This is a genomic window from Vibrio campbellii CAIM 519 = NBRC 15631 = ATCC 25920 (assembly GCF_002163755.1).
GTDB classification, from domain to species: domain Bacteria; phylum Pseudomonadota; class Gammaproteobacteria; order Enterobacterales; family Vibrionaceae; genus Vibrio; species Vibrio campbellii.
This window is the reverse complement of sequence record NZ_CP015864.1, coordinates 235,850-252,117: the sequence shown is the minus strand read 5'-3', so window position 1 is coordinate 252,117 and position 16,268 is coordinate 235,850. Positions and strand designations below refer to the sequence as shown.

At 45.8% G+C, this 16,268-nt stretch carries 14 protein-coding genes and 1 pseudogene; 4 read left to right on the top strand and 11 right to left on the bottom strand.

The window, feature by feature from the left end; genetic code table 11:
* Positions 1-122: 122 nt before the first annotated feature.
* The gene (tal, locus tag A8140_RS16970; RefSeq protein ID WP_005535832.1) at positions 123-1,073 is read left to right on the top strand and encodes a transaldolase; all 951 of its coding nucleotides are present in this window, start codon (positions 123-125) and stop codon (positions 1,071-1,073) included.
* Positions 1,074-1,198: 125 nt separating this feature from the next.
* The gene (gene tkt / locus A8140_RS16965; RefSeq protein ID WP_005535834.1) at positions 1,199-3,205 is read left to right on the top strand and encodes a transketolase; all 2,007 of its coding nucleotides are present in this window, start codon (positions 1,199-1,201) and stop codon (positions 3,203-3,205) included.
* Positions 3,206-3,326: 121 nt separating this feature from the next.
* On the opposite strand, the gene A8140_RS16960 is transcribed toward tkt, so the two are convergent.
* The 3 genes and pseudogenes from A8140_RS16960 to aroG form a co-directional block, all read right to left on the bottom strand.
* Positions 3,327-4,889 (bottom strand): methyl-accepting chemotaxis protein, encoded by a 1,563-nt coding sequence (locus A8140_RS16960; protein ID WP_005535836.1) that lies wholly within the window; start codon positions 4,887-4,889, stop codon positions 3,327-3,329.
* Between the two features lie 291 nt (positions 4,890-5,180).
* Positions 5,181-5,354: pseudogene (locus tag A8140_RS16955) on the bottom strand (MFS transporter); the annotation flags it as partial.
* Positions 5,355-5,508: 154 nt separating this feature from the next.
* Positions 5,509-6,561 carry a 3-deoxy-7-phosphoheptulonate synthase AroG gene (gene aroG / locus A8140_RS16950; protein WP_005535840.1) on the bottom strand — a complete coding sequence of 351 codons (1,053 nt, stop codon included), beginning with the start codon at positions 6,559-6,561 and terminating at the stop codon, positions 5,509-5,511.
* A 460-nt stretch (positions 6,562-7,021) separates the two neighbouring features.
* Between aroG and A8140_RS16945 the strand changes: the two genes are divergently transcribed.
* Complete coding sequence (locus tag A8140_RS16945; RefSeq protein WP_005535554.1) at positions 7,022-8,002, top strand: OmpA family protein; 981 nt, start codon at positions 7,022-7,024, stop codon at positions 8,000-8,002.
* A gap of 461 nt (positions 8,003-8,463) precedes the next feature.
* On the opposite strand, the gene cyoE is transcribed toward A8140_RS16945, so the two are convergent.
* From cyoE to A8140_RS16925, 4 genes are read right to left on the bottom strand one after another with little or no spacing between them, the layout of a single operon-like run.
* Entirely contained in the window at positions 8,464-9,378 is a 915-nt protein-coding gene (gene cyoE / locus A8140_RS16940; protein ID WP_005535551.1) for a heme o synthase, read from the bottom strand.
* The gene (locus A8140_RS16935) at positions 9,371-10,390 is read right to left on the bottom strand and encodes a COX15/CtaA family protein (protein ID WP_005535550.1); all 1,020 of its coding nucleotides are present in this window, start codon (positions 10,388-10,390) and stop codon (positions 9,371-9,373) included. Before A8140_RS16935 ends, cyoE begins: the two co-directional genes overlap by 8 nt.
* 12 nt (positions 10,391-10,402) lie before the next feature.
* Positions 10,403-10,939 carry a hypothetical protein gene (locus tag A8140_RS16930; RefSeq protein ID WP_005535549.1) on the bottom strand — a complete coding sequence of 179 codons (537 nt, stop codon included), beginning with the start codon at positions 10,937-10,939 and terminating at the stop codon, positions 10,403-10,405.
* A complete protein-coding gene (locus A8140_RS16925; RefSeq protein ID WP_033000578.1) occupies positions 10,936-11,703 on the bottom strand; it encodes an SURF1 family protein in 768 nt (255 codons plus the stop codon). The genes A8140_RS16930 and A8140_RS16925 overlap by 4 nt, the downstream gene beginning before the upstream one ends.
* Here A8140_RS16925 and A8140_RS16920 point away from each other — a divergent pair.
* Positions 11,702-11,938 carry a DUF2909 family protein gene (locus A8140_RS16920; RefSeq protein ID WP_005535547.1) on the top strand — a complete coding sequence of 79 codons (237 nt, stop codon included), beginning with the start codon at positions 11,702-11,704 and terminating at the stop codon, positions 11,936-11,938. The genes A8140_RS16925 and A8140_RS16920 overlap by 2 nt on opposite strands.
* Before the next feature lie 2 nt (positions 11,939-11,940).
* On the opposite strand, the gene A8140_RS16915 is transcribed toward A8140_RS16920, so the two are convergent.
* Genes A8140_RS16915 through coxB form a run of 4 tightly spaced genes read right to left on the bottom strand, consistent with a single transcriptional unit; the run spans position 11,941 to position 16,248 of the window.
* Positions 11,941-12,825: a cytochrome c oxidase subunit 3 gene (locus tag A8140_RS16915; protein ID WP_005535546.1), complete on the bottom strand. Its 885-nt coding sequence runs from the start codon at positions 12,823-12,825 to the stop codon at positions 11,941-11,943.
* Between the two features lie 11 nt (positions 12,826-12,836).
* The gene (locus A8140_RS16910) at positions 12,837-13,427 is read right to left on the bottom strand and encodes a cytochrome c oxidase assembly protein (RefSeq protein WP_005535543.1); all 591 of its coding nucleotides are present in this window, start codon (positions 13,425-13,427) and stop codon (positions 12,837-12,839) included.
* Positions 13,428-13,447: 20 nt separating this feature from the next.
* On the bottom strand, positions 13,448-15,088 hold the full coding sequence (gene ctaD / locus A8140_RS16905; RefSeq protein ID WP_005535541.1) for a cytochrome c oxidase subunit I: 1,641 nt from the start codon (positions 15,086-15,088) through the stop codon (positions 13,448-13,450).
* The gene (gene coxB / locus A8140_RS16900) at positions 15,085-16,248 is read right to left on the bottom strand and encodes a cytochrome c oxidase subunit II (protein ID WP_005535539.1); all 1,164 of its coding nucleotides are present in this window, start codon (positions 16,246-16,248) and stop codon (positions 15,085-15,087) included. The genes ctaD and coxB overlap by 4 nt, the downstream gene beginning before the upstream one ends.
* Between the last annotated feature and the right edge of the window lie 20 nt (positions 16,249-16,268).

The following is a 16,268-nucleotide window of genomic DNA, read 5'->3' as shown; positions in this document are numbered from 1 at the left end:
CCGTAGTTGGCTGAGCAGATGTCTCGTTAAATATGATGAGACGATTAGCCGACACGCTTGCAAATGCACAAGCTGTGGTACTCAAAACCACACTTAAGCCCATTTATATAGGATGATCGATTATGAGCAACAAGTTAGAGCAACTTCGTAAACTAACAACTGTAGTAGCGGACACTGGTGAAATTGACGCAATCAAAAAGTACCAACCTGAAGATGCAACAACGAACCCATCTCTTATCCTAAAAGCGGCTCAAATCGAAGAGTACGCACCTCTAATCGACGCTTCTATCGAATACGCAAAAGCACAAAGCAACGACAAAGCACAACAAGTACAAGACACTTGTGACATGCTTGCAGTAAACATCGGTAAAGAGATCCTAAAAACTATCCCTGGCCGTATCTCTACAGAAGTAGATGCTCGTCTTTCTTACGATACAGAAGGCAGCGTTGCTAAAGCTCGCCAGCTTGTAAAAATGTACAACGACGCAGGCATCACTAACGACCGCATCCTAATCAAACTGGCTTCTACTTGGGAAGGCATCCGCGCTGCAGAGATCCTAGAGAAAGAAGGCATCAACTGTAACCTAACGCTTCTATTCTCTTTCGCGCAAGCTCGTGCATGTGCTGAAGCAGGCGTATTCCTAATCTCGCCATTCGTTGGCCGCATCATGGACTGGTACAAAGCAAAAGAAGGACGTGACTTTGAAGCTTCAGAAGATCCAGGTGTAATCTCAGTAACAGACATCTACAACTACTACAAAGACTACGGTTACAACACAGTTGTTATGGGCGCAAGCTTCCGTAACATCGGCGAGATCCTAGAACTTGCTGGCTGTGACCGTCTAACTATCGCTCCTGCTCTTCTTGCTGAGCTAGAAGCGGCTGAAGGCGAAGTTGTAGAGAAGCTGGTTGATTCTAAAGGTTCTAAAGAGCGTCCAGCTCCAATGTCTCACGCTGAGTTCCTATGGGAGCACAACCTAGACGCAATGGCTGTTGAGAAAGTAGCTGAAGGTATCCGTAACTTCGCGGTTGACCAAGGCAAACTAGAAGACATGATCTCAGCTAAGCTTTAATCGCTTACCAAAAGCGAGTAACCAGCCTACTCGCTTTTAGCATCAGCGCTTTATTCAAAAAATTCTATTTGAACTTGTTCCGACGAGTTCCCTCTACTTAAATCAAATATCGAGAAGTAACTACTATGGATCGCTCTCTTCTAACACGAAAGTATCTAGCTAATGCAATCCGTGCACTAAGCATGGACGGTGTTCAACAAGCTAACTCTGGTCACCCAGGTGCACCTATGGGTATGGCTGACATCGCTGAAGTTCTTTGGCGTTCTCACCTAAACCACAACCCATCAAACCCAGAGTGGGCTGACCGCGACCGTTTCGTACTGTCTAACGGCCACGGCTCTATGCTTATCTACTCTCTACTGCACCTTGCAGGCTACGAGCTATCTATCGACGATCTTAAAAACTTCCGTCAGCTTCACTCTAAGACTCCTGGTCACCCAGAGTACGGCTACGCACCTGGTATCGAGACAACAACGGGTCCTCTAGGTCAAGGCATCACTAACGCTGTTGGTATGGCGATGGCTGAGAAAGCACTTGCGGCTCAGTTCAACAAAGAAGGCCACGACATCGTTGACCACTTCACTTACGTGTTCATGGGTGATGGCTGTCTGATGGAAGGTATCTCGCACGAGGCATGTTCTCTTGCAGGTACACTAGGCCTTGGCAAACTGATCGCATTCTGGGATGACAACGGCATCTCTATCGACGGTCACGTTGAAGGTTGGTTCTCTGACGACACGCCTAAGCGTTTTGAATCTTACGGCTGGCACGTAATCCCTGCTGTAGATGGTCACGATTCTGAAGCGATCAACGCAGCAATCGAAGCGGCAAAAGCAGATCCACGCCCTACACTTATCTGTACTAAAACTATCATCGGTTTTGGTTCTCCAAACAAATCTGGTTCACACGACTGTCACGGTGCGCCACTAGGTGCTGAAGAAATTGCAGCAACACGTAAAGAACTAGGTTGGGAGCACGGTCCTTTTGAAATTCCGCAGGAAGTCTATGCAGAGTGGTCAGCGAAAGAAGCAGGCGCAGCTAAGGAAGCAGCGTGGGACGAGAAATTTGCAGCTTATGAAGCAGCGTACCCTGAGCTGGCAGCTGAATTCAAACGCCGCGTAAACGGTGACCTACCAGCTGAGTGGGAAGAGAAAGCAAACCAAATCATTGCTGACCTTCAAGCAAACCCAGCAAACATCGCATCACGTAAAGCATCTCAAAACGCACTAGAAGCGTTTGGTCAAATGCTTCCAGAATTCATGGGCGGCTCTGCTGACCTAGCGCCTTCTAACCTAACTATGTGGTCTGGTTCTAAGTCTCTAGAAGCGAACGATTTCTCTGGTAACTACATCCACTACGGTGTACGTGAATTTGGTATGACAGCGATCATGAACGGTATCGCGCTACACGGCGGTTTTGTTCCTTACGGCGCAACATTCCTAATGTTCATGGAATACGCACGTAACGCTATGCGTATGGCTGCTCTGATGAAGATTCAGAACATCCAGGTTTACACGCACGACTCTATCGGTCTTGGCGAAGATGGCCCAACTCACCAACCTGTTGAGCAAATCGCGTCTCTACGCCTGACTCCAAACATGAGCACGTGGCGTCCATGTGACCAAGTTGAGTCTGCAGTAGCATGGAAACTGGCGATTGAACGTAAAGATGCACCATCTGCACTTATCTTCTCTCGTCAAAACCTAGCACAGCAAGAGCGTACTGCTGAGCAAGTTGCAGACATCGCAAAAGGTGGCTACATCCTGAAAGACAGCGATGGTAAACCTGAGCTAATCCTAATCGCGACTGGTTCTGAAGTTGAGCTGGCTGTGAAAGCGGCAGAACAACTAACTGCTGAAGGTAAGAAAGTACGCGTGGTTTCAATGCCAGCTACTGATACTTTCGACAAGCAAGACGCAGCTTACCGTGAATCGGTACTGCCATCAGACGTAACGGCACGTATCGCTGTAGAAGCTGGCATTGCTGACTTCTGGTACAAGTACGTTGGCTTCGACGGTCGCATCATCGGTATGACAACATTCGGTGAGTCTGCACCAGCTGATCAACTGTTCGAAATGTTTGGTTTCACTGTAGAAAACGTAGTGAACACAGCAAAAGAACTGCTAGCTTAATCGCTTAGAATTATCAGTTTTCTCTATTGCGAATTTGAAAACTGAAAAGCCCCGCTTCGGCGGGGCTTTATTTTATCTATTCATTTTGAACGACGATTCAACGATCTAGTTCTAGTTCGTATCACTTCTCTTCAAACTGATTCGCAAGTCGGTAGAAGTCTTGAACCTGCTCTTTTAACTGCTTACTGTTTTGCTCTACAGAATATGTCGCGGCCAAGTTCTGCTCCGCGGTAGAAGCAATAGAATGAATGTGCTGATTCACGTCGCTAGAAAGCTGCAACTGCTTATTAGCAGAGTCTGCGACATTCACCATCAAACCACTCATGGTTTGCATCATCTGCTCTACTTCCGACAAACGCAACGCACTTTGCTCTGCAACTTGTGAGCATGTATCCGTTTGATCTTTGTTAGCGATAATGTCTTTCTGCCAGCCCTGAATCGTCATCAGCATGGTTTCAATGGATGCTTTAATTTGCTCAGTTGCATTCGAAGTCCGTCCAGATAGCGCTCTCACTTCATCGGCAACCACAGCGAAGCCGCGACCTTGTTCACCCGCTCGTGCTGCTTCAATTGCTGCATTAAGCGCTAGCAGATTCGTTTGATCGGCAATTCCGCCAATCTCTTCCATTAATTGACTTACCTTTTGGGCTTGATCGCTCAATTGATAGGTCGTTTCTGTCGCTTTCTCAGCTTGTAAACTAAGTTGTGCTAAATTGGTATGAGTTTGGTCGATGGTCTCTTTCGCCATCAGGCATGACTGCAACGTATCATCGATCAGTAGATGCGCGTCGTTCGTGCTGGATGAAACTGAATTTGCAGACGCTTCCATCGCCTCTGTCGCATCACGAACTTGCCGAATGTCTATATTCTGCTGAGTTAGCGCTGATGAAACTTCTATCATTGTGCTGCTAAGCTCTTCTGCGCAACTTTGTAAAGGCAAGGCTGAGTCCGTCATACGTCCTAACACGGTGCGAATACGGGCAGAGAGCATCTTGATATGGAAATCTGCAATCGAAAATGGTTTATTCCCGGAATATACCAGACGACTTACACTGTCGTACTGCGCTTGTAACCTTTTAAATTGCAGAGGCGTATCAACAAGTTCCTGGCGGAAGAGAACAGCTAAAACACCTGCAGGAAACAATGTCGCTAGCCAAGCAAGAGGGCCTTCAAGTGACAGAGCCAAGCTCGTTACTGGTGCTGCTAATGCACCAAGAAGAATTGCATAGCGTAATGTTTCATTTAACTTCAGTGACCATGCACGTCCCGACTTCTCTGCTTTCAAAAGCCCTTGGTACGCCTTAGAAGCGATATCCACCCACTCTCGCCGAGGCTTAACACGAACCGACTGATAACCCACAACTTGATGACCTTCATAAATGGGAGTTACATAAGCATCCACCCAATAGTAACCACCCGACTTCGTACGGTTCTTTACAATGCCGCGCCACGCTTTGCCTTTTTTTAGGCGATCCCACATATCACCAAAAGCGGCTTTGGGCATATCTCCGTGACGCACGATACTGTGGTTTTGTCCGAGCAGTTCATCGTGGCTGTATTCTGCGATTCGGCAAAACGCATCATTACAGTAAGTAATGACACCTTTGAGATCGGTTGTTGAGACTAGCTCGTCGGAATCTCCTACAAGGGTTTCTTGAGCTTTATTGGAAGTTGAGACTGACATAGGTGAGGCTTCTATAGTTTTTATTAAATTGCGACAGGTTATATACACGATTGTTATATTTATTACAAAATGCTAGAGAAAAAACCTTACAGATGCGACATTTTGAGCTCGAAAAACTTACCTAGATAACAATAATTAACCAATTATTTTGTGGGTTGTGAGCCGATAGACAAAAAAGACCCAGCGTACATAACTGGGTCTTATAAAATCTTGACGTTAATTTATGCGACTTGAGATTCAGAGTTATTACTCGCCTTGATAAAAAATATTCCCATTACCGATAGTACAAAAGGCAGGAATGGTCGCTGACATCAAACCAAGAAACTGCAGCGCCACAGGGAGAGTGATCATACTGGATGAGGGCGCAATTTGTTTTCCGATCAACGCAATGACGGAAATCAGCAGTATGTTCCCTGTCATCAATAAAGCTTGGCAAAGCGATAGTAGCCAGACGTTTCGATTCATCTCACTCCTTGAGTCTTTTTTAACCTATTTAGACACCATAACGGATTTAAAACTAAAACACATCGAATATGTGCAACAGGTGAATTTTCATATTGCTGGGATATTAAAAAAGCCAGCGAACTGCTGGCTTTTGAAAGATTAGAAACGCTTATGTTTACTTAGCGCGACGTGCTTTTACTGCATCGGATAGCTGACGTAGAACTGTTTCTGTGTCTTCCCAACCGATACATGCATCAGTAATGGACTGCCCGTAAGTTGCTGCTTTACCGTCAATTAAGTCCTGACGATCTTCAACGAGATGAGATTCGATCATTACACCAAAAATCGCATCTTCGCCGCCAGAGATTTGCTCTGATACGTCATCAGAAACCAACATCTGACGTTTGAACTGCTTAGAGCTGTTAGCGTGACTAAAGTCGATCATCACTTTCTTCGGTAGACCCGCCGCGTCTAGCTCGTCTTTGATTTGCGCGACATGAGACGCACTGTAGTTAGGCTCTTTACCACCACGAAGGATGATATGACAATCAGGGTTACCCGCCGTTTCAACAATCGCAGAGTGACCGTACTTAGTAACTGATAAGAAGTGGTGAGATGCGCTTGCTGAACGGATTGCATCACTCGCGATTTTGATGTTGCCGTCTGTACCGTTTTTGAAGCCAACTGGGCAAGACAAACCTGACGCTAGCTCACGGTGTACCTGAGATTCAGTCGTACGTGCACCGATAGCACCCCAGCTAATAAGGTCCGCTACGTACTGTGGCGTGATCATATCTAGGAATTCACTTGCAGTAGGAAGGCCCATGTCTGTTAAGTCAAGCAACAGCTTACGACCAATACGAAGACCGTCGTTTAGCTTGTAAGTGTCATTTAGGTAAGGGTCGTTAATAAGGCCTTTCCAACCTACCGTTGTGCGCGGTTTTTCAAAGTAAACGCGCATCACTACTTCTAGTTGCCCACCGAGTTCGTCTCGAAGTACTTTCAATTTCTTACCATACTCAACCGCAGCTTCTGGATCGTGAATAGAACACGGGCCAACGATCACAAGCAGACGGTCATCTTTGCCTTCAAGAATATTGTGGATGGCGTTGCGACATTCAAACGTCGTTGTGGAAGCAGTTTCGGTTGCCGGAAATTTCTCAAGCACTGCAACAGGTGGCAATAGCTCTTTTACTTTATTAATTCTTACATCATCAGTTTGAAACATTACTTCTACTTCCTAATTACTATCCCTGACCCACTATTTTGCCCCAACTTTACTCAGTGCAACATTGTTCACAAAGCAAGCAATAACAATGGCTGTAGGCTCATTTAATTGTGTCGATGGAAGTAACTTATCGACTTAACAGTAGACTTGCAATCACTTTTTCTAAAAAAATGCAAATTAACAACTAATGTTCACTTCAAAACACGGCGTACATTTAAGTTTACGAAAAAAGTTCAATAAAATTAGTTATTTTCTTAAAAGTTTAAAAATCTTGTCTACAATGTAAGAGATATCAGAAGTTTGTGAGGAAGTTCGCGACGAAAATTGTAGCAAGTTCTAAGATAATGTTGCTTGATGTTAAATTAAATGAATATTAAACTAATTTCTTATAACTACCTAGTTTTACTCTAATTGTTAAAACAAAGTAGAAATTAATATGCAATCAATACAAGGAAACACTATGAAAAAAGTAGCAATTGCAGTAGCAGCAGTGGTAGCTGGTGGTTTAATTAACTCTGCTCAAGCTGAAATGTATATCGGGGGCAAAGTGGGCATGACTACTTTAGATAATGCTTGCTATTTAAACAGCCCTTGTGATGATGATGCTTTCGGTGCCGGAATGCACATCGGTTACGATTTTACCGATATCATTGGTCTTGAGTATGGCGTTGATTACTTAGGCGACTACAAAGCCAACTTCAAGTCAGGGGCTAATACAGTTGATACGATTGACGGCGACCTTTGGGCTCTAACTCTCGCACCTAAATTTAACTGGCATCTAAACGATACGTGGAACCTATTCGCGAAAATCGGTGGTGCTTACATGATGTCTGGTGATGAGAAAGACCTTGTACCAACGGGTTCATTAGGTGCCGAGTACACTATCGACAGAAACTGGAGCGTTCGTGGTGAATACCAACGTTACCAAGGTATGTCTGATAATGTGATAGATGACATGGATGCAAACTTCTTCGGTATCGGTGTTAATTACAAATTCGCGGCAGCGCCAGTTGTAGCTGCAATCGTAACAGAAGAGGTTCTTGAAGAAGAGCCTGTTTTATTAACGAAGACGCACAAAGAAGAGTACGGTTCAGGCACATTTGAATTCGACAGTGCGAAACTAACTGACTCAGTATCTGAGCGTCTAGACAACTTCGTTAACTTTTTGAACGAATACCCACAAGCTCAAGTTGAGATTACAGGCTACACTGATAGCTCTGGTCCAGCAGCTTACAACCTAAAACTGTCTGAGCGCCGTGCCCAAGCTGTTGCAGATTACCTAATCGCAGCAGGTATCGATGCGGACCGTTTCACGGTAACAGGTATGGGTGAAGAAGATCCAGTTGCTGACAACAGCACTCACGAAGGTCGCGAGCAGAACCGTCGTGTTGTGGTACATGTACCTGAGTTCCAATACGAAGAACTTGTACAACCAGAATAAGATTTTCCACTCTTTTCTCTAGAATAAGGGGTGCTTCGGCATCCCTTTTTGTTTGCTTCGTATTTGTTCACTCCAGCACCATTTACAGCTCAGAATCCCTCAACTCGCCTCCTGCTTAAATCAAACCTCGTACTTACGCTCCCACCGCTTCTGGTTCGGGCTGTTTTCCCAAACGTGACGGACAATTTAACCAACAAGTTAAGTTTTTGTGCAGCAATACCCGACTGGCTCAAACGGAAAACCGTGTTGCTCTACCCAACTCAAACTTCCCCCTCCTGCTTCCATCACTAAAGAAAGAGTGTTTTATAGTCTCACCGATAATAAAACAAGGGATAAATATGGAATGAATAAACGGATTAGAGCGCACCGCTAAGAGTTACTCAGCAAAGTAATTTTCGATATATACGCCAACAAAAAACCGCACCTAATCAGTGCGGTTTGAAACAACAGCTAAACGGCTTTTATGGCGTGAAGAACAGACCAAGATAATGATCCGCTAACAAAGCAACAAACAAAGCGAGTAAGTGATAAATGGAGAATTTAAAGGTTTCCATAGCGCTGTTCTGCTCAGGAGAAAACTTCAATTTCCAAGCGTGATACATAAAACCTGCATTGAGAAGCAGCGACGAAAAAAGATAAACCGAGCCAACCATACCCACCAGCACAGGAAGAATACAAACAAGTGTGAGTAGTATCGTGTAAAGAAGAATCGAAGTTTTAGTGTATTCAATGCCATGAGTCACAGGGAGCATCGGGATATCCACTTTTCGATAGTCTTCGACGCGATGAATCGCAAGCGCCCAAAAATGTGGTGGTGTCCAAATAAAAATAATCATCACCAGTAGCCAAGCATGGGCGTGCAGTTCTCCGGTTACAGCCGTCCAACCAAGTAGTGGTGGCATTGCACCTGCAATTCCCGCAATCACAATGTTTTGCGGCGTTGCTCGCTTTAGGTACATGGTATAAACCACCGCATATCCTAGCAAACTTAAGAAAGTCATCCATGCTGTCAGTGGATTAACCAAGACATAAAGCAACACGAAACCAATCACACCCAAAGCAGTAGAAAAAATCGCGACAGATATAGGGTTGATATCGCCCGAAGGCAATGGTCGTTTGTGCGTTCGAGCCATACGCGCATCAATACGTCGGTCGATGAGATGATTAAACGCTGCCGCCGACCCCGCCATCAAACCAATGCCAACGAGACCGAACGCAGCTTGTAGCCATGGGAAGTCAACGACTGGGGCCAAGCTCATACCAACAACTGCTGTGATAAGCATTAGGGCGACCACTTTAGGCTTTGTCAGTTTTAAATAGGTTGAACCAATCTTTTTCTTACCACTTTCTAGAGATAACGCGATTTCTTTACTCATAGCGAACTCCTTTCGCTTGATGACTCCAATAAGCCTTACCTTGCCATAGATAGAACTGACTAACGCAGATAAGTGTAAGCATGATGGCTGCACCGAGATTATGCGCAACCGCTACATAGATAGGCAGTTGGAACACAACATTACTAACGCCTAATAGGATTTGACAAACCAAAGCTAAGCCAATCCAAGCACCCAAGCGCTGAGAATGATGTGAGTCTTGTTTTAATAGTAATACGCAGTAAATCAGCACAACACATGTAGTAATGATGGCACCAATACGATGACTGACATGAATTGTCATTCGTGCTGGGTAATCTAGAACACCGAACTCATAGTTATCAAACCCTGTTTGCCAGAAAGAAAACGCCTCTTCCCAAGATAAGTAACTGGCCCAGTTCCCCTCACAAATCGGTAAAGCGGTACACATAAGAGCAGCGTAGTTAGATGATGTCCAGCCACCAAGCAGTACCTGCAATACCACCACGCCAAAAGCGATAAATGAGAAGACTCTCAAGCTCTTCGAAGAGGGAGAGAAATAGAGGCTACGTTGAGATTGTAATTGACAATAGAATACCGCTTGGAGTGCAAGTAGCGTAAAACCACCCAGTAGATGCAGCATGACAATCACTGGCATCAGCTTTAATGTCACTGTCCACATTCCTAATGCCGCTTGCCCCAGGACAAGAATGCACAGCAAAACCGGAATTGTCGGATTGACACGCTCGGCTCTCACTGCCATTATTGCCATCATCAGGATAACCAAGCCTAAAGTTCCGGCGAAGTAACGGTGAATCATCTCTAACCATGCTTTCCCTTGCTCGACTGCTCGTTCCGGAAACAACGCATTTGCCTTCGTGACTTCGGCTTCGGTTTGAGGAACAAATAACTGACCATAACAACCCGGCCAATCTGGGCACCCCAAACCTGCATCAGCCAGTCGCGTGTATGCACCTAACATGATGACCACAAGAGTAAGACACAGGCTGAACCTGACCAAACCACTTAACGTCATATTGCCCCCTCCCTAGCCTACTCGTGACAACTTCAATAGTTTTCGTAAGTCCGCCAAGACGTCCTTACTTAACCGCACCAAATCCTCATTGGCTTCAGGTGTATAGGACATCACAAGCTGCCCGAGCGGATCGACGATCAACATCTGGCCAGCTTTTACTCTCGATGAAAGCGCGCCATTCATTTGCATCACGACAATGCTCTGGTCAACGTCATTCGTCTCTTCCGAGGTCCATATAACAGGTACAACACGCTCCTGATATCTACCTAATGCAATATGGCTTTGCTGCATCAAGTGTATTTGCTGCTGACATTGTTTTTGACAATCTGAGGGCAATACATACGCTAGTTGCCAACCTTTTTCGTCTAGCGGGGATGGCTGACCTAATTGTTCGAGCGTGACATATGGCTCTACCAGTTCGCCTCGATTGGTTACTCCCGTTTCGTACCAACCTTGACTCAATACAACCTTGGCAATAATCGCGGGTAGCGCAAATAGACAAATCAGAGACACCAATACAATTCGTCCTTTCGTGACTGCATTTGTCATCTCTCACCTCCTTGTGAGCGTGGTTGTCGAATCCAACGAATAAAGATCAGGATTGTGATAAGCAAAAATACACCAGCCATAGCAAACCACTGAAAAGCATAACCAAAATGCTTTGCACTAGTTAAAGGTAACGGGTTCCAAGGGAATGAATACGGCCACTGCGCTAAATTGTCGGGTTGAATGACCGTTGGCATTAACTCAATGTTAAGTAATTGGCTAAGTTGATTGATGTTGAGGTTTTGCACTCTGATCGTATCGCCGACTTCGGCCATCAGATCTGAACTTAGCGGATTAGTCGATTTACGATACAAACGCCCGGTGATGTCATATGATGCAGCCAGATGTTCAACCTTCGGAAGTACAGCTCTGGAGCGTTCTCCCTTCACAAAACCAAGTTCAAGTAATGTAAGAGTCGAGGGATCATGAGACATCGACACGATTTGAAACGCAAGGTAACCCACTTCGCTCTGATATGTCTGGTTATCTAATAAAATGATTGGCAGTGGTTCAGGTGTCACATTCGCTTTTACTTTAATCCCTATGACACTCTCTTCTCGCCAATCGTTCATTTCAAATACTTCAGACATGTCCTTATATGAGGTATTTGTCCTTGCTAAAATGGCTTGCTCCAAAAGCTGCTTTTCATTGCCACGTTCCAACTGCCAAAAGCCCAGTTTGACCAATAGAGAAAACACAGCCACAGTTAAAAAGACAGCAACCCAAACCCATTTCGATAATATCGACGACGAAACCGGAGGTGCTATGTCCACCGTATTTCTGTTCAAATTAACGCTTGTCCTTTTGCTGCTTTTCATCATCTTTAACCTCGCAAAAGCGCTTATCGAAATGGTTCGCGAAGACCCAGCGGATTCATCGAAAAAAGGTAAGCCAATGAGTCATTACCTCGGTCGTCGTGTCATGTTTTCTGCGTTAGTCGTGATACTCCTCCTGATTGCTCTAGGGGCTGGATGGATAGCCCCTAACCCTCGCCCTTACTAGCTTTACAGCACATAAACGAAAACAAACAAGCATAGCCAAACCACATCAACGAAGTGCCAATACCAACTGCCCGCTTGGAAAGCAAAATGGTCTTTCGGCGAGAAATGGTCTTTAGCGATGCGGAACAGCAATACAATGAGGAAAATGGTACCAAGGCAAACGTGCAAACCATGGAAGCCCGTGAGCATAAAGAAGGTGTTTCCGTAAATACCGGATTGCAGCGTTAGTCCAATGTCTTGATAAGCGTGCGCATACTCAACGGCTTGGTAATAAAGGAAGAAGCCCGCCAAGACGATAGTGATTTCCAACCAAACAATCAGTGCGGTTCGTTTGTCTTGTTCTAAGCTAATGTGTGCCATATGTAAGGTAATCGAAGACAATAGCAGCAAGATAGTGTTGGTTAATGGAATCCCTTGCCATGGCATAGCTTGCGTTGTTTCCCCACCTGGCGTCGTGGTGAGCGGCCATATCGCCTCAAAACTTGGCCACAACACTTCATGGGTCATGAAGTTGTTATCGGCACCGCCTAACCAAGGTACCGAAATCATTCTCGCGTAAAACAGGGCACCAAAGAACGCGCCAAAGAACATCACTTCTGAAAAGATGAACCAACTCATCCCTTGTCTAAATGAACGCGTGATTTGCGCACTGTATTTTCCGGTAAGGGACTCCGTGATAACGTTACTGAACCACCCTGCTAGCATGTAAAGCAGAAACAGCATACCAACCGCGAGAATAATGCCGCCAAGTGTGCCAACCGCACCATCACTTTGGGTACCTTGTACCGTCATCCCAGCTCCGACCGCAACAAGGAATAACGCAAATGCCCCAACAATAGGCCAGCAGCTCTGTGCAGGAACATAATAGGTCTCAGGCTTGTTACTCATAAGTTCTCTCCTTACAGACGCTCACCCGCCTGCTGCTCACTCCTTGAGAGGCTAACTACCGACGACTCGCCCGATTGAGGAGGAAATTTGTAGAGTGTGTAAGACAAGGTCAATGTATGAATTGAATCCGGCACATCCGGTTCAATGTAAAAAATCAAAGGCATACTCGCTTGTTGCTTACCTTCCAATGGTTGTTGATTGAAGCAAAAACACTCGATTTTATTGAAGTAAGCCGCACCAGTACCCGGCGATACGGATGGTACAGCTTGCCCTACCAAGTCTTCGCCACTTTGATTAAATGCAAGATATTCAGTTTGAATAACTTCGCCCGGATGAACATCCATGGATACAACCTTGGGTTTGAATTCCCAAGGCATATCTGGGCTTACGTGTGCCATAAATTCCACGCGAATGGTTCTGGTGATATCTGCTTGCATGCCCGTTGGTTGAATCGCTGCCACATCACTGGTTTTGCCGTTAATGCCAAGCGCATCGCACATGATGTCGTAGAGTGGCACAAGAGCAAAACCGAAGCCGAACATCAGCGCAGTCGCTAACAGCAACTTGATAGTGAGTTTTTTATTGGATGAATTACTTTGCATCTCACTCACCTCACGCGTTCTTAATCAACTTTTGGCGGTGTTGTGAACGTATGATGCGGAGCAGGACTTGGCACCGTCCACTCTAAACCTTCTGCACGTTCCCACGGTTTGGCTGTTGCTTTTTCACCACCACGGATACATTTGATCACCAACCACAAGAAGATCAGTTGAGAGAGACCAAAGGCAAAGCCACCTATCGATACGATTTGGTTTATGTCAGCAAACTGGATAGCGTAATCGGGAATACGTCGTGGCATCCCAGCTAAGCCCAAGAAATGCATTGGGAAGAACAGTACGTTAACCGAGATGATGGAACACCAGAAATGCCATAGACTCAGCTTGTGGTCATACATATTGCCTGTCCACTTCGGTAGCCAGTAATATGCTGCCGCCATAATCGAGAACACCGCACCAGATACCAAGACATAATGGAAATGCGCGACAACAAAGTACGTGTCGTGGTATTGGAAGTCCGCAGGCACAATTGCCAGCATCAAGCCCGAGAACCCACCTATTGTGAATAGGACAATAAAGGCGATGGCAAACAACATCGGTGTCTCGAAAGTCATTGCACCTCGCCACATGGTCGCTACCCAGTTAAACACTTTCACCCCGGTTGGCACCGCTATTAACATGGTGCAGTACATAAAGAAGAGTTCAGCGAATACCGGCATCCCTGTGGTGAACATATGATGCGCCCACACTAGGAATGACAGCAATGCAATACTACAAGTCGCGTAAACCATTGAATGGTAACCGAACAACTTCTTACCGCTAAACGCCGGAATGATTGCAGAGACAATACCAAACGAAGGCAAGATCATGATGTACACCTCTGGGTGACCAAAGAACCAGAAAATGTGTTGGAACATCACCGGGTCACCGCCACCAGCGGCATCAAAGAAGCTGGTACCGAAGTATTTGTCGGTCAAAACCATGGTCACCGCACCGGCTAATACGGGCATCACAGCTATCAGCAAGAACGCCGTGATTAGCCAAGTCCAGACGAACATAGGTAGCTTGAACCAAGTCATGCCCGGTGCACGCATATTTACAATCGTCACGATGACGTTGATGGCACCCATGATGGAACTGATACCCATGATGTGGACTGAGAAAACAAACAACGCCGTACTGTCAGGGCCGTAGGTTGTAGAAAGTGGCGCGTAGAAAGTCCACCCGAAATCAGGCCCCCCACCCGGTAAGAACAAAGAGCCGATCAAAATGAGGAAAGCAAAAGGTAAGATCCAAAAGCTCAAGTTGTTCATTCGTGGCAAAGCCATGTCCGGCGCGCCAATCATCATTGGAATCATCCAGTTGGCTAAGCCAGTAAACGCAGGCATGACGGCACCAAATACCATTACAAGCCCATGCACGGTAGTCATCTGGTTAAAGAACTGAGGATCAACCAATTGCAAACCCGGTTGGAATAGCTCAGCGCGAATGATCATCGCCATTGCTCCGCCTGTAAGGAACATGGCAAAGCTAAACCACAAGTAAAGCGTACCGATGTCTTTATGGCTGGTGGAGTAGAGCCAACGCGTTAGTCCTTTCGGCGCGTGATGATGGTCGTGATCGTCTTCAATCGCAATGGTGGTATTTGCGGTCGTTTGCGCTTCTGCAGGGGCAGACTTCACCGCTTTTTCAATTGGCTTACTCATATTTCCTCCTTGGCACTGTCTTGTGCCTTAAAGGCGTTAACATCGGATGCTTGAACGGTATCGCCTGTGTCATTTCCCCAAGCATTTCGTTGATAGGTAATAACAGCAGCAATTTCCTGGTCGCTAAGTTGGTTAGCAAAAGCTTGCATCGCTGTCCCTGCACGACCGTTTACTAGTACATCGATGTGAGCCATAACCGGGCCTTTAGCTATTTCGCTACCTTTAATCGCCGGGAATGCGCCCGGAATGCCCTCACCATTTGCTTGATGACACACGGCACAACGCGCGGTGTAAATCGACTCGCCTTGCCCCATCAAATCTTCCATCGACAGATCTTGCGTCAACGCTTCTTGTGCGGCCGCTTTTTGTAAAGCAAGCTCTTGCTTCTTGTCTGACATCCACTGGTCAAAGTCGTCTTCTGCCATTGCATGAACAACTACTGGCATAAAACCATGTGCTCGACCACAAAGTTCGGCACACTGACCGCGGTAGACGCCCGGCTCATCAATCTTGGTCCACGCTTCATTGATAAACCCCGGGATGGTGTCTTTCTTAACCGCGAAGTCAGGCACCCACCATGAATGTATCACGTCATCTGAGGTCATTAAGAAGCGAACTTTACGATTGATAGGCAGAACGAGCGGGTTATCCACTTCAAGTAAGTAGTGCGCCCCTTTTGCTTTGATGCCATCAATTTCTTTTTGACTGGTTGCGAGCAGACTAAAGAATTCGACATCCTCGCCGAAGTAGCTGTAATGCCACTTCCATTGAGAGCCTGTGATCTTAATAGTGAGGTCAGATTGGCTAGTATCTTCCATTGCCACCAGTGTTTTGGTTGCTGGAATCGCCATCGCGATAAGGATAATGACGGGGATGACGGTCCAGATAATCTCCACTTTGGTGCTTTCGTGGAAATTAGCCGCAACTGCCCCTTTTGACTTGCGGTGTCGGAAGATGGAATAAAACATCGCACCGAATACAACAAAGGCGATGGCGCAGCATATGTAGAAGATCAGCATATGTAATTCATACACTTGCTCACTGATCCCCGTAACACCCCGCGTCATGTTGTAATCATTTTGCTCTGACCAACTTGACGAAGAAAATGTGATAAAAATCACATTCGTTAATAAGGCTAGAGTAGTTGCTAATCTTTTCAAAAGAACTCTCCTCTGCACAG